The sequence below is a fragment of the Pantoea sp. NSTU24 genome, from assembly GCF_050157905.1.
Lineage (GTDB): Bacteria > Pseudomonadota > Gammaproteobacteria > Enterobacterales > Enterobacteriaceae > Pantoea.
This window is the reverse complement of record NZ_JBKIWZ010000001.1, coordinates 996,528-1,010,275: the sequence shown is the minus strand read 5'-3', so window position 1 is coordinate 1,010,275 and position 13,748 is coordinate 996,528. Positions and strand designations below refer to the sequence as shown.

Genomic DNA, 13,748 nt, shown 5'->3' with positions numbered 1-13,748 from the left:
CGGTTATTGCCCGTTGCTGCTGGCCTGAATCTGACAGACCTGGAAAGCAGCACCGTTCTCAGGCCGCGTCACCCCCTGTAACGCCGTCACTTAAAGACTCCGGTTACAGGTGACGATATCAGTCACGCTTCCAACGTCGTTATGGATATAGCCTGCACCTAAATCGATATAATAGTGCCCACCACTGCTGTCAGGTTCTGATGACCAGTAGTTGCTGCCGAAGAAACCTGCTCCACTGTAATGCGTCACATTTCCCCATTCATTCCACAACGCGCCGACGCCCCGCGTCTGAGTTGCAACATAGCCTGAGTTCAGCGACATCTGCGCCACCGTTGGCAGGCTGTAACCACTCTGGCTCTGGCAGTAAACATTCGCCTGGTCCCAGGTCATCTGTACTGACTGGTCATTGATGTACCAGCTTTTCAGCGTGAACGCATAACGAATGGTTTTATTTTGCGGGTTTGTGGGTGACCCGGTAATAACAACCTTGTCGCCATTCCCTGTCCCTGTGAAAGTCACGACGCCATTGGTGACGGAGACCCAGCTCACATTTGACGACCAGTTATATTCCGAAGCATCCACGCTGTTTTGAGGAACAATCGTAAAGGTGGCCCCCGCGAAACCGGTTGTAGGGAAAGTGCCTTCCTCACCACTAATACTAAAGGTGTGCGCGTCAGCCTGGGTATTGATAGAGGCAGGCGCTTCTGTTTGCTGCACAATATCATAAGGTGCTGACTCCGCGCTTCCGCTCCAGCTGCTCAGCCTCAGTGACGCCTTCAGGCCGGTGCCCGCCGTAGTCGCTGTATAGGTCGCGGTATAGCTTCCGTCACCGTTATCCCGCCAGCTGCTGCCCGACTTCAGCACCGCATTCCCCACGCTGACCGCGCCCCCCGACAGCAGTGACGCAGCCCCCGTCACCGCGTTGTCCTGTGCATCTTTCAGCGTCACCGTCACCGTCATGTCCGCACCTGCGTTATAGGTCGTCGCATCCGTTCTGATGGCCGACTTCACCTGATCCGGCGCAGCGGCCGTGATGCTGTAGACTGCTGACTCTGCGCCTGCGCTCCAGCTGCTCACCTTCACCGTCGCCTTCAGCCCCGTGCCCGCCGTGGTAGCAATATAGGTCGTCGTGTAGGTGCCGTCACCGTTATCCCGCCAGCTGCTGCCCGACTTCAGCACCGCATTCCCCACGCTGACCGCGCCCCCCGACAGCAGTGACGCAGCCCCCGTCACCGCGTTGTCCTGTGCATCTTTCAGCGTCACCGTCACCGTCATCTCAGTACCGGACACATAGGTGGTGTTATCCACAGCAATCGCCGACTTCGCCTGATCCGCTGCAGCGGCCGTGATGCTGTAGGCGGCTGACTCCGCACTTCCGCTCCAGCTGCTCAGCTTCACCGTCGCTTTCAGTCCGGTGCCCGCTGTGGTGGCCATATAGGTCGCCGTGTAGGTGCCGTCACCGTTATCCCGCCAGCTGCTGCCGGACTTCAGCACCGCATTCGCCACGCTGACCGCGCCGCCCGTCAGCGATGACGCAGCCCCCGTCACCGCATTGTCCTGTGCATCTTTCAGCGTCACCGTCACCGTCATGTCCGCACCTGCGTTGTAGGTCGTCGCATCCGTTCTGATGGCCGACTTCGCCTGATCCGGGGCAGCGGCCGTGATGCTGTAGGCGGCTGACTCCGCGCCTGCGCTCCAGCTGCTCAGCTTCACCGTTGCCTTCAGTCCCGTGCCCGTCGTGGTGGCAATATAGGTCGCCGTGTAGGTGCCATCACCATTGTCACGCCAGCTGCTGCCTGACTTCAGTACAGCGTTGGCAACTGTGACCGCCTCTGACGTCAGCAGCGAAGATGCGCCGGTCACAGCAACATTTTGCTCATCCCTGAGCGTCACGGTCACCGTCATGTCGGCGCCGGCAAGGTAGGTCGCGTTATTCACGGCTATCGCGGATTTTGTCTGCTCCGGCGTTGCTGGCGTGATCGTGTAAGCCGATGACTCCGCGCTTCCGCTCCAGCCACTCAGCTTCAGAAGCGCTTTCAGTCCTGCTCCTGCTCTGCTGGCCCTGTACGTAGCCGTGTAGGTGCCGTCACCGTTATCCCGCCAGCTGCTGCCTGATTTCAGCGTGGCATCCGCCACGGTTACGACCTCTGCCGTCAGCGAGGCGGCGGCACCGGTCACCGCATTTCCCTGTGCATCTCTTAACGTGACGGTTACCGTCATTTCTGCGCCGTCGAGATAGGTGGTCGCGTCCGTTCTGATAGCTGACTTCGCCTGATCCGGCGTGGCCAATGTGATGGCATAGCGTTCCGATTCCGCACTTCCGCTCCAGCCGTTCAGTTTCAGTGTCGCCCGGAGGTTAACGCCCGCCGTGCTGGCCACATAGATCGCCGTATAGGTCCCGTTACCGTTATCCTTCCAGCCGCTGCCGGATTTGAGCACCGCATTAGCGACTATCACGGTGTCTGTTGTCAGAAGTGAAGTGGCACCCGTCACAGCAATATCCTGCGCATCTTTTAGCGTCACCGTCACCGCCATCTCTGCACCGGAAAGGTAGGTGGTCGCGTCAGTGGTTATGGCCGACTGCCCTTGAACTGGCGTGGCTGAGGTGAGCGTCACTGTCGCGCTCAGATTGCCCAGTGCGGTCCCCTTAAAGAGCGGGGTCACGCTGTATCTGCCCGGCACCGTCCCTTTCAGGGTTGCAGTGTAGATCCCCCTGGTGCTGCTTTCTGCTATAGCGCTTTCTGTAATCACCCCACTGGCAGGTGTTTTTCCACTACTGTCGGTGACCAGAAATGTCAGGTTATCCTTCAGACCTGTCAGGGCGTTATCACTGGCATCCTTCGCGACCAGCGTCAGCGTCGAGGTAACCGTGTTATCGGCCGCAATACTCTCCGGATTTGCCGTAAATGTAGACCGCTCTGCATCAGGCAGCGCATCACTGATGGCCACCGTGGCTGAAGAGAGCGTGATGCCACTGACGATCGGCGTCAGCGTGACGTTCTCGACATCATTACCCGCCGTGACGGTCACGGTATAAACGCCCGGTGATTTTTTAGTGATTGCGGATACCAGCGCGCTTTTTAAGACACTTTTAGTCAGGCTGATATCCTGTACATCAACATCCACGACCTGATTGTTTTCATCTCTCAGTGTCAGCGTCAGCACCTGCGTACCCTTTCCGCCCGCCTGCAGTACGCTGCTTGCAGGTGTAAAGGTACTGTACTGTTTGTTAACCTCCGGCGCCTGAACGGTTACCTGAGTTTCACTCCGGTCAGAGCGGTTTCCTTTAACGTCGACGGCGATGCCGCTTATTGAGTAGGTGTTTACCGCCTGTGATGCGAGCTGATAGGCCGGAAGCACCACAGCATACTCTGCGCCATTCTGCACAATCCTGCCGCCAGCGGCGATCAGCGCGGGGGCATCCCAGTCAATCCGGGCCAGCCCGTAGGTTGAGGTCACAGACACCCCTAATGATTTCTGTTCCCCGCTTTACCGGTGATAAGATCCACGGTATGCAGCCTGATGACCTCTTTCTTGCGGTATTCCAGCACAATATTGTTGTTGCGTTCGACCAGATCATACCGGCTGCCCGCCAGACTTCGCATCGCGGCCACGGCCGCCGGGTCCACCTGGCGACGCCACGGCACACCAAGCTGATAATTGATGTTCACAGTAAATCGCGTGTCGTTTTGACCCGACTGCCCCTGCCGCTGCTCTCCTCCCAGCGTAATCAGCGGAACCGGCGTATAGTTAATGCCTGCTGTAATGGCATGCGGATCCTTCTGGCGGTTGTCGATGCCAAACAAGGCGACCTCCCGCCCGTAATATTGCTCGTACGTCAGCTTGATACCCAGTTGCGGCAGTGCAGGCATCCAGGCCTGTGCCCGCACATCCCAGCCGTTTGCCGGTCGCTCCTGATAGTCAGACAGATCAGGTGAGTCTTTCCAGTTGGTCAGGCGCTTATAACCATTGAAACCCAGCTTCAGAAAGTCACGCCAGTACTCAAGACCGGCGCCCGCGCGCGCATGGTCCCGGGAAAGGTCGTAGTCACCAAATAGGTTTCCACCCAGCATATAGGTGGGGGTGAAATAGCGCAGGCCAGTCCCGAGATTAGCCTGGGTCCGGCCATCTGTTCTGTGAAGGCTACCCTGCGCGAAGACCAGGTCACTTCCCTGATCATACAGCGGCATCAACAGGTCAAACTGGGAGTTCTTCAGGGAGAGGTTTTTGTCCGCATCCAGCTGAACCCGGGCGGTACCGAACTGGCTGAGCCACGCCTGAAGCGCGCCACCTGCCTCATTCGTGGCCATGCCGCGCACTCTGGAGGCGGCCGTATCGCTTCTGGCGCTGCCCGCCAGGAAACTCCCTGCCTGAGAAGCATAGCCTGCCACTCTGCGCGCGTGCTCATTGCTGTTGTCATGTCCGGCAGACTTCCCGTCGTGCGTGTCCGGGGGACCCGATGTGTCACCCGCTGAACGCGACGTAAACAAGGGTTTATCCGCTGGTGTGACAGCCGGTACATCCACCTCATCGCCGGGCTTCAGGCCATTCAGTCCGCGTGCAAAAGTGCGGAACTGATTAAGCGCACCAAGCTGTTGTAGTGTAAGGTCATACTTTGCCGCGACAGAGGCTGCCGTTTCATTCTCTTTCAGCGTATAGACACGCGTGCGCTGGGTAAACAGAGAAGCAGGAGGCTGGAGAGAAGCGTGCCCGGCTGTTGCGGCGATGGCAGGCGTGAATGCGATTGCGAGGGGAAAGCTGGCCTGGACAGCAATATTGAGCCAGGCAAGCGGCCGAAAGCAGGTTGAAAAAAAAGTCTGACTGACCGGGTTTGATGCGTATGATTTTATTTTTTTCATTTAAGTCATTACCGAAGAGGGAAAAAACCCGACAAACCCGAGGCCCATAAGCGCAAAGAAAAGCGCAATGGGCTACTGACAATCAGAAAACTTTTTAATAACGGTGAGTAACAAAGCCATACTATATCAGATTAAAACGCGTCATTATAACTGACCACGCAACTTTTCTTCTCATTGAACATCGTAACGTCCTCCCTGCCGCCATCTGCTTTTCATTGATGGACTTTCTGATCGCAGGCTGAAAATCCCTATACCACTAATAATGACAGATTCGGACCCGCCGTTATTCAGTCTATGCCAATCCCGGGGCAGGATTCACCGCCGTCTCTGCTTTATGTCACGCTGACAAATCTGCGACAGTACATCCTGCCGGTAAGTTGATTAAACGGACGGAACAAAGCGCATTTAATTGAAACGCAGTCTGCGGGAGAATCTGCCCAATCACTGATCACCCACACGCGTAACCATTCTTAGTGCTCGCTGGATGAAAAACAGACCGGATACAGAAAATTCATTTCCGGTATGCGACATTCCGGATGGGTCAGACCAGCCTTAGAAAAGCGTTAATTTAACAGAAGCAGTTTAAGGAAGATAACACTAAAAATCATCAGGACGTATGTTCTGTTTAACGACCAGATAGATTTAAAAACCGAGAAGAGATAAATGCATCCTCCCGGTGCAGATGTTCACTGAAAAATCTGACTGGGACAGGCATCAGCTACTGATTTAAATATCGGATGGGAATGTTGCTTTAACAATGCCAGACATCGCACTATTTCCACATCGATATTCTCTGCATCTCTTCTCATTATGAAAGAACGCCCCGTAAAGTCCCTGCATGGCAGTGAAATAGTCTGGCCTGATCTGATGCCCTGCCTGGGCCCGTGTCGTTCGCGGCCTCTGCATTCGGTCGCATACCAACGCGCTATGCCGGTGGTCATGCCTGAAGCGCGTTGCGTTATCTTCCTGACAGGATAAAAATTGCCTCTGCACACCGGGGCAGCACTAAGGAAAAAGATAATCCGGTGACAGGCTGCTATCTGTAGCTGAGGGGAGCCCTGTCCGGATACGCGCTTTCCAGACACCTGCCTGATGAACCCCTGTTACACATACGTCCAGCAGAGGGTGTATATCATCTTCACAGCCGTGCAATTGTTCTGCAGCATGACAAACGCAGAGCCTGCTGTTAACTCTAAAACATTTCCGCCCAAAAAATGATTCAGTGGTTACTCTTCCGCTTAAATGCTGCCGCCAACCGGAGGCTGACTGAGTGCATAATCCCGGTCCTGCAGAATCATGCCCCCCCGCACATGAAAAACGCTCAGAGGGCAATCGTTGTTCAATCTTATCCTGTGAATATCAGGATAAGCATTAATATAAAAGCAATCAGCCTATCCTCTCAACGCGGTCGGGCTTGTGGTAAAAATCACCTTACTGACTGGCTCACCTTTCATTGTCGCTGACATTGCCGACGCCATTTTCATCGGCCCAATGCTTTTATAAAACCAGAGAAAATAGAAACCCTGTTAATACCCCCTTTCTTTTTCATGCGAAATGAGTTTCTGAATATTTTTTTCATGCGTTTAACCTGCGTTTTTTTCGTACTGATATATCCTGCAGGCTCAATAGTTATTTTAGAAAGAAAAATATTTACATTCTGGAAACAAGGATTCTCATATAATACTCGTTCAGTATAGTGAAGCAGAACTGTGAATCAGAAATCTTTATTCTGCCCTCTTAACGTCGGTGAGTAAGTGATGGTGTAAACTGCGCCAGTACGTTTAATGACAATGTCAGAATCCGCTACCGGTTAATTAGCACAAAGCATCTGCCTGACCTTGAGATAAGCGCGAAGATGGCCTTAATATCCTCAGGATTTCATTACGATCACTAACCTTTTCTACTGCGATTTGTCATGCCAACAGCCACTCTGACTGCAAAAAAACCACGCCGGAGCGTGGTTCTGTATAGCAGGTGGCAAGATAACGCCAGGCAGTGTCAGCCGGTCAGAAGAAACCCAGGGGTTCAATGCTGTAGCTGATTAGCAGGTTTTTAGTCTGCTGATAGTGGTCCAGCATCATTTTATGGGTTTCACGACCAATGCCTGACTTCTTATACCCCCCGAAGGCAGCATGTGCCGGATAGAGGTGATAGCAGTTAGTCCAGACGCGCCCCGCTTTAATCGCCCTGCCTACCCGGTATGCGCGATTGATATCGCGGGTCCAGACACCCGCACCCAGACCATAAATGGAGTCGTTGGCGATACTGATGGCCTCCGCTTCATCTTTAAAAGTAGTGATGCCGATGACCGGTCCGAAGATCTCTTCCTGGAAAACCCGCATGCTGTTGTTGCCTTTCAGCAGCGTCGGCTGAATGTAGTAACCGCTGTTGAGCGCATCATCCAGCTTCTCAATGCCACCGCCAGTCAACACTTCCGCCCCTTCCTGACGCGCAACCTCAAGATAAGAGAGTATTTTGTCAAACTGCTGTTGCGAGGCCTGCGCACCGACCATGGTGTCGGTATCCAGCGGATCGCCGCGTTTGATGGTTTTAATCCGTTTCATCACGGCGGCCATAAAGGGTTCATAAATTGACTCCTGCACCAGCGCGCGGGATGGACAGGTACAGACTTCCCCCTGATTCAGGAAGCCCAGCACCACCCCCTCAGCGGCCTTCTCGATAAAGCTTTCTTCCGCCTGCATAATGTCTTCAAAGAAGATGTTAGGGGATTTTCCGCCCAGTTCGACGGTGGACGGAATCAGGCTTTTCGCCGCCAGCTCCAGAATATGGCCGCCGGTGGCCGTAGAACCCGTAAAGGCTACCTTGGCGATGCCGGAATGTGAAGCCAGCGCCTCACCCGCCTCTTTACCAAATCCATGCACGACATTCAGTACGCCGGGCGGCAGCAGATCTTTTATTAAATCCACAAAGACCGTAATCGACAGCGGCGTCTGTTCAGCGGGTTTCAGCACCACACAGTTACCCGCACCCAGCGCCGGAGCCAGTTTCCAGGCTGCCATTAACAGTGGGAAGTTCCACGGAATAATCTGCGCCACTACACCCAGGGGTTCATGGAAATGGTAGGCCGCCGTAAACTCATCGATCTCTGCCGCGCTCCCCTCCTGTGCCCGCAGACAGCCCGCAAAGTAGCGGAAATGATCGACCGCAAGCGGCATATCAGCCGCCAGCGTTTCGCGTACCGGTTTGCCGTTGTCCCAGGTTTCATATACCGCCATCGTTTCCAGATGCTGCTCCAGCCGATCGGCAATTTTCAACAGCAGCAATGAGCGCTGCTGCGGTGAGGTTTTTCCCCAGGCGTCAGCGGCGGCGGTGGCGGCGGCAACTGCGTTATCCACATCGGCTCTGTCCGAGCGCGGGAACTCACCGGCTACTGATCCATTCACCGGCGAGGTATTGGTAAAGTAGTTTCCCCCTACCGGCGCGACGAATTCACCATTAATGAAGTTGCCATAATTCTTTTGTAGCGTAATCAGAGAACCCTGTTCTCCGGGGGCGGCGTAACGCATGGTCATTCTCCTGAAAGATGATTTATGCAACAACAATGAAACTTGTTATTAACATGATGCAACATCAGGAGCGTGTCAGGTCTTTCACGCTGAAACTGTGACCGCTCCGAAGGAATAGGCGTTTCCCTGATAGGCCAGGAATGCTCTGACTTTCCTATGCGAAGCGGCAGCGCGGGAAACTCGTGCAGCAGAGCGAGGTCAACGTGAGGATGATCAGATTACGGAGATGAGTATGCTGGCTTCAGCTATGACGTTAATGCGCACCAAAGCCAATTTCGTGCATCAGTTTATTCGTAACCCGCGCATGATGGGCAGTATCACCCCGTCATCAGAGACCCTCTGTCGTACAATGACCGGGGCAGTCGGGTGGTCTGAAACGTTATGTGTCGCCGAACTCGGCGCTGGCGATGGGGTACTGACGCGGCATATACTGGCGCAGATGTCCCCTGATGCCACGCTGGATGCCTTTGAGATCAGCACCACGCTGGCAGATAATCTTGCCGCCCTCAGCGATCCCCGCATGACCGTGCGCACCTGTTCAGCGGAGTATCTGAATGGCGAGTACGATGCAATCCTCTCCGGCCTGCCGCTGTTATCCTTACCGCCCGAACTGCGCAAAGCCATTCTGCGTGCGGTGTTTAACGCGCTCAGGCCGGACGGCGTTTTTGTACAGTTCCAGTACACATCACTGACCCAACCAGACCTGTCACGTTACTTCACCTGGGAACGTCAGCGGGTGCTGAAGAATGTGCCTCCTGCCTGGGTCTACCGCTGTACGCGTCACTATGCGCCCTGAACCTGCCTGAAAGCTGGGCGTGTCTGTTGCCAGAATGAGACCAGTAACGCACGCGCCCAGTCTTTGCCCTCTATCCTGCATCCGCCGCCCTCTTCAACCGTACCCGACGGCAGACAGGCGTCCATAATCCGCCGGGAGAATTCGGGATGAAACTGCACTGATAAGGCCTGCGGCGAGTAACGCAGAATCTGACACCCATCAAGTTCAGATGTGGCCAGCACCTGAGCGTGAGGCGGCGCGGTGACTACCGACTGGCGATGCGATAGCCAGACGCTGAATCCGGCAGGCAGCTTCTGCAGCAGAGGATCGCGCTGCGCCTGTTCCGTACAGCGAATCGGTAACAGGCCGCGCTCCCAGCCCTGAGGATTGTCCGCTACCGTGCCGCCCAGCGCATAAGCCATCAACTGATGACCGTAACAGACGCCCAGCAATGGCAGGCGATAGTCGATAGCCGCCCGCACCCAGGCGGCGCTGCGTTCACTCCAGTCTGCGTGATCGGTCACCATCGCCCAGGAGCCGCTGAGGATCGCGCCGGAAATCTGGTCAAAATCGGGCAGGGCCTCGCCCAGATGAGGGCGGACAATCAGGTAATCATCCGGCTGCAGATCCAGCGCATCAATGAACCAGCGTGGCTGTTCGCCGATCTGTGCGACAACATCGGCAGGCGGGACTTCAAGCTGAATGATTGCAAGGGGTAAGACGGACGCAGGGTTCATACCGGATCGGATCCTCTCAGAAGTCGTGTGAAATCAGTCTGCCATCAACGGTGTTAAATGTCTTATCGGATGACGGTACAGACGCAGAAAATTTCCGCTGGCGATTAGCGGGATTGCCGGAGTTCGTGCCATCATTAGCAGGCTATGCAAAAACATTGAAAGGAAATTATCGTGGCTGTGCGGCATTTTTTACTGATTCTGATGGTGGTTTCAATCTGGGCCTTTAACAACGTCGCGGTGAAATGGGGCCTGCTTGAGCTGCCGCCGCTGTTTCTGACGTTTATGCGCTTTGTGGTGGTTGCGATCGTGCTGGTGCCCTTCTGCCGCATCACCCGTCAGCAATTGCCCTGGCTGCTGCTGCTGGCCTTCACGTTCGGCTTTATGCACTTCTCGCTTCTGTTCGTCGGCCTGCGCTATACCGATGCCGGCACCGGTGCGATTGTCGTGCAACTGGGCACACCAATTGCGATGCTGCTGGCAATGGCGGTGCTCAAAGAGAATCTGAAGCTGGTGCAGCTGATGGGCATTATGATTTCGCTGAGCGGTGTGGTGGTGTTATCCGGCAGCCCAACGATTCCGTCATGGTGGGTGCTCTGCCTGCTGCTGTGCAGCGCCACCGGCTGGGCGGTCAGTAATCTTATTGTAAAAAAATCACCGCCGATTAAGCCACTGACCATGACCGGATGGATTGCGTTTCTGGCCATACCGATTGTCGGCGGATCAAGTCTGGTGATGGAATCTCACCAGCTTTATGCCCTGCAACATGCCGGCTGGCGCGGCTGGTTCGCCATTCTCTATAGCGCCATCGCATCGTCGATTGTCGCCTATACGCTGTGGTACATGCTGCTGAAGAAGTACAACGTCAATCTGATCATGCCTTACTCACTGCTGACACCGGTTCTGTCCGTACTGATGGGCATTGTGGTACTGGGCGACAGCCTCAACAGCTTTAAGATTATCGGTGCATCGCTGGTGGTGCTGGGTACGGCTATCGCGGTACTGAACCTGCGTAATCTGCGGATGCACGCCCGCTTCCCGCGTCTGCGGCGGCGCTGATACCGCATGCTATGCTTAAAAAAATCCGCCTTTAAGGACATATAGCATGGATCTTACGCTCGCTGGCGCGCTGTGGCAGCAGATGCAGCAGGGATTGCGCGGCCACAACGACATCAGCCCGCTTCCCGCATTTACCGATCTCGCCACCTTCTCTTCTGCCTTTGCCGTCAGTGAGCTGGCGGCCACCAGCACCGGTCTGGCGACACAGGCTGTGGCCGACCTGCTCGCCGCTGCCTGCCCGGATGTCGTCCCTCCGCCCGTTACCGTCAATGTCCGGCTCGCTTCACGCTGGTTTCAGCAGAGCTTCTGTCCACTGAATCGTGCTGCTCCCGCCCTGTGGGACGCCTTCGCAGGTGATTATCAAAGTCACGATGGCTGGATCCGTCTGCACACTAACGCGGCGCATCATCGCCAGGCGATGGAGCGGGTACTGGGCCATCATGCCGATCGCTCCGCGCTGGCACGTCAGGTCCGGCAGTGGCAGGCCAGCGAACTGGAGCAGGCGATTATTGACGCAGGCGGCTGCGCCGCGGAGATGCGCAGTGCCGCCGCGTGGCAACAACATCCGCAGGGTCAGGCGGTACAGCGTGAACCGCTGTTCAGCTGGCAGCGCACGCTTCCGGCACCGGCACCCGCATGGCTGCTGCCACGCGCCCGGCCATTGCTGGGCATCAGAGTCCTGGATCTGACGCGGATTATTGCCGGGCCCGTTGCGACCCGCTTTCTTGCCAGCCTGGGCGCCAGCGTATTACGCATTGATCCTCCCGGCTGGCAGGAGCCGACGCTCGATGAGGAGATGAGCTGTGGCAAACGCCGCGCGGTACTTGATCTGACCCAGCCTGGCGATCGTGAGCAGTTTGTTCGCCTGCTCCGCGAAGCCGACGTACTGGTGCATGGCTACCGGGCCGATGCGCTGGAGCGGCTCGGATTTGATGCAGAAACGCGGCAGGCACTCTCACCGGGTCTGGTCGATGCAGGTCTGAATGCCTGGGGCTGGCAGGGGCCGTGGCGCAATCGTCGCGGCTTTGACAGTCTGGTACAGATGGGCTGCGGGATTGCGGAACGGGGAATGCAGTGGCAGCAGCGCGACAGACCCGTCCCGCTGCCGGTTCAGGCACTGGACCATGCCACGGGCTATCTGCTGGCGGCAGCGGTGCTGGAGGGGTTACGGCGTCGTCTGACAGCAGGACACGGCAGCCAGGTGCGGCTGTCGCTGGCGCGCACCGCCTGGCTGTTGCAGCAGCATTCCACGGAGCAGCGCGCGGGCAGCGACATTGTGCCGCGGATGAAAGATAACCTGCCCTGTTATGAACTCACGCCGTGGGGATTCGGGGTAAGGCTCAAAGCCGCCGCCCGACTGCCCGGCACCCCGCAGCTCTGCGCGACCCCGGGATCGCCGCCGGGCAGGCACCCGGCAGAATGGTGAATCAGGCGTCGTCACCTGATTCGCGGCTTTCCAGCAGTTCGTTATACATCGCCTGAATCGCTTCGCGGCTCAGCATCGCCAGCGTACGGTAAAAGGCGGTACTGGCGTGTGCCTCGACTTTGCCCAGGAACGCGCCGCACCACGGCAGCAGATACGCTTCAAACAGCGCCAGTTGCGCGGCGCTCTCATCTTCTGCGGACTGATCTTCCAGCCAGGAAGCTGCCAGCAACAGCACACCGAAATGGTCAGCCGGCGCATCGCTCAGTGGCATGCCGCGGGAGGTTAAGAATGCACGCACCTCCGGTTCGGTTTTGCCTTCGGGCCATTGTGAGGCGTAAGGCGGCACATTGCAGTCACTGCCCACAAACAGCGCATTGTAATCGGCAGCCAGCGCCTGCGGATCGCTGTTCTGTTGCAGACGCTGGAGCAGCTCGTCCTGCTCCAGCGGCCACTGCGACTGCAGTTTGCCTTCACGCAGCAGCGTGAACAGCGGCACCAGCAGCGGGTCCTGTGGCTGACGATTGAACAGTGAGCCGATTACGCGGCACAGAATGGAAAACTCATTCATGAGTCAGATTTCCTTGAGGCAAAGTAAATTAAAAGTCAGCCAGTTCAGCAATATGTTTGCCGCTACGCATTTCCAGAAAGTCGAGCAGGCGACGCGGCGTGACATTTAACACCCGATCCTCTGGAAAATCTACCTCGCGGGCGATTCGCAGGCAGTGATCGAAATGGCCGAGCGTGAAGGCGGTGTGAGAATCGGAGCCAAACGCCAGCCGTCCACCAGCGTCGCGTACCGCGGCGGCGATAGCCCGGCAGTTGGGTTCGCTGCCCGGCCGCGAATGGGTAAAGGAAGAGTTGTTCAGCTCCAGCGCCACATCGTAACAGGCGGCGGCTTCGGCGATGGCCGGGATATCGACCGGGAATTTGGGGTTGCCCGGATGGCTGATGATATGAACCAGCCCACTCGCCATCGCCGCGATCATAGCGTCAGTGTGATGCTTTCTGTCGCGCGGTGTATAGACCGGCTCGTGAAAACCGGCGACGATTAAATCCAGCGCATCAAGCATCGGCCCGGAACAGTCGATCTCGCCCTGCTGGTTTTTAATATTGGCCTCGATACCCCGCAGGATAGCCACACCGTCAATCACGCGCGGCCAGATACGCATATTTATGAAGTGCCAGTAGTGCGGCGCGTCCGCCATGTCCGGGCCGTGATCGGTAATGGCAAAAAGTTTCAGGCCGTTTTGCTTTGCCTGAGCCACATAGTCATGCAGCGTGCTGTAAGCATGCGTACTGGCGATGGTGTGCATGTGCAGATCTACCGGATACATCCTCTTCTCCTGCTGATTGCCCCTGACAGGGCCG

At 56.4% G+C, this 13,748-nt stretch carries 9 protein-coding genes; 3 read left to right on the top strand and 6 right to left on the bottom strand.

Annotated features, from left to right (window positions below):
• Positions 1-90: 90 nt before the first annotated feature.
• The 3 genes from ACLHDD_RS04975 to exaC all read right to left on the bottom strand — a co-directional run bounded on the left by ACLHDD_RS04975 (position 91) and on the right by exaC (position 8,386).
• Positions 91-3,459, bottom strand: coding sequence for an invasin domain 3-containing protein (locus ACLHDD_RS04975; protein WP_427103184.1), 3,369 nt, complete (start codon positions 3,457-3,459; stop codon positions 91-93).
• An 8-nt stretch (positions 3,460-3,467) separates the two neighbouring features.
• Positions 3,468-4,859, bottom strand: coding sequence for an inverse autotransporter beta domain-containing protein (locus ACLHDD_RS04970; RefSeq protein WP_427103183.1), 1,392 nt, complete (start codon positions 4,857-4,859; stop codon positions 3,468-3,470).
• A 2,006-nt stretch (positions 4,860-6,865) separates the two neighbouring features.
• Positions 6,866-8,386, bottom strand: a complete 1,521-nt coding sequence (exaC, locus tag ACLHDD_RS04965) for an acetaldehyde dehydrogenase ExaC (protein WP_427103182.1) — start codon at positions 8,384-8,386, stop codon at positions 6,866-6,868.
• Between the two features lie 232 nt (positions 8,387-8,618).
• On the opposite strand from exaC, the gene ACLHDD_RS04960 reads away from it, so the two are divergent.
• Positions 8,619-9,182, top strand: coding sequence for a class I SAM-dependent methyltransferase (locus tag ACLHDD_RS04960; RefSeq protein WP_427103181.1), 564 nt, complete (start codon positions 8,619-8,621; stop codon positions 9,180-9,182).
• Here the strand turns inward: ACLHDD_RS04960 and ACLHDD_RS04955 are convergent.
• Complete coding sequence (locus ACLHDD_RS04955; RefSeq protein WP_427103180.1) at positions 9,170-9,898, bottom strand: glutamine amidotransferase; 729 nt, start codon at positions 9,896-9,898, stop codon at positions 9,170-9,172. The genes ACLHDD_RS04960 and ACLHDD_RS04955 overlap by 13 nt on opposite strands.
• 171 nt (positions 9,899-10,069) lie before the next feature.
• Between ACLHDD_RS04955 and ACLHDD_RS04950 the strand changes: the two genes are divergently transcribed.
• The gene (locus tag ACLHDD_RS04950) at positions 10,070-10,954 is read left to right on the top strand and encodes a DMT family transporter (protein ID WP_427103179.1); all 885 of its coding nucleotides are present in this window, start codon (positions 10,070-10,072) and stop codon (positions 10,952-10,954) included.
• A 46-nt stretch (positions 10,955-11,000) separates the two neighbouring features.
• On the top strand, positions 11,001-12,380 hold the full coding sequence (locus ACLHDD_RS04945; protein WP_427103178.1) for a CoA transferase: 1,380 nt from the start codon (positions 11,001-11,003) through the stop codon (positions 12,378-12,380).
• A 1-nt stretch (position 12,381) separates the two neighbouring features.
• On the opposite strand, the gene ACLHDD_RS04940 is transcribed toward ACLHDD_RS04945, so the two are convergent.
• Positions 12,382-12,948: a TorD/DmsD family molecular chaperone gene (locus tag ACLHDD_RS04940; protein ID WP_427103177.1), complete on the bottom strand. Its 567-nt coding sequence runs from the start codon at positions 12,946-12,948 to the stop codon at positions 12,382-12,384.
• A gap of 28 nt (positions 12,949-12,976) precedes the next feature.
• The gene (locus tag ACLHDD_RS04935) at positions 12,977-13,714 is read right to left on the bottom strand and encodes a phosphatase (RefSeq protein ID WP_427103176.1); all 738 of its coding nucleotides are present in this window, start codon (positions 13,712-13,714) and stop codon (positions 12,977-12,979) included.
• Positions 13,715-13,748: the final 34 nt, after the last annotated feature.

What these genes read in the sequence shown, in the direction of transcription:
- ACLHDD_RS04945 (WP_427103178.1), top strand. Translation starts at nt 11,001, where the DNA reads ATGGATCTTACGCTCGCTGGCGCGCTGTGGCAGCAGATGCAGCAGGGA.
- ACLHDD_RS04970 (WP_427103183.1), bottom strand. Translation starts at nt 4,859, where the DNA reads ATGAAAAAAATAAAATCATACGCATCAAACCCGGTCAGTCAGACTTTT.
- ACLHDD_RS04955 (WP_427103180.1), bottom strand. Translation starts at nt 9,898, where the DNA reads ATGAACCCTGCGTCCGTCTTACCCCTTGCAATCATTCAGCTTGAAGTC.
- ACLHDD_RS04960 (WP_427103181.1), top strand. Translation starts at nt 8,619, where the DNA reads ATGCTGGCTTCAGCTATGACGTTAATGCGCACCAAAGCCAATTTCGTG.
- ACLHDD_RS04935 (WP_427103176.1), bottom strand. Translation starts at nt 13,714, where the DNA reads ATGTATCCGGTAGATCTGCACATGCACACCATCGCCAGTACGCATGCT.
- ACLHDD_RS04940 (WP_427103177.1), bottom strand. Translation starts at nt 12,948, where the DNA reads ATGAATGAGTTTTCCATTCTGTGCCGCGTAATCGGCTCACTGTTCAAT.
- exaC (WP_427103182.1), bottom strand. Translation starts at nt 8,386, where the DNA reads ATGCGTTACGCCGCCCCCGGAGAACAGGGTTCTCTGATTACGCTACAA.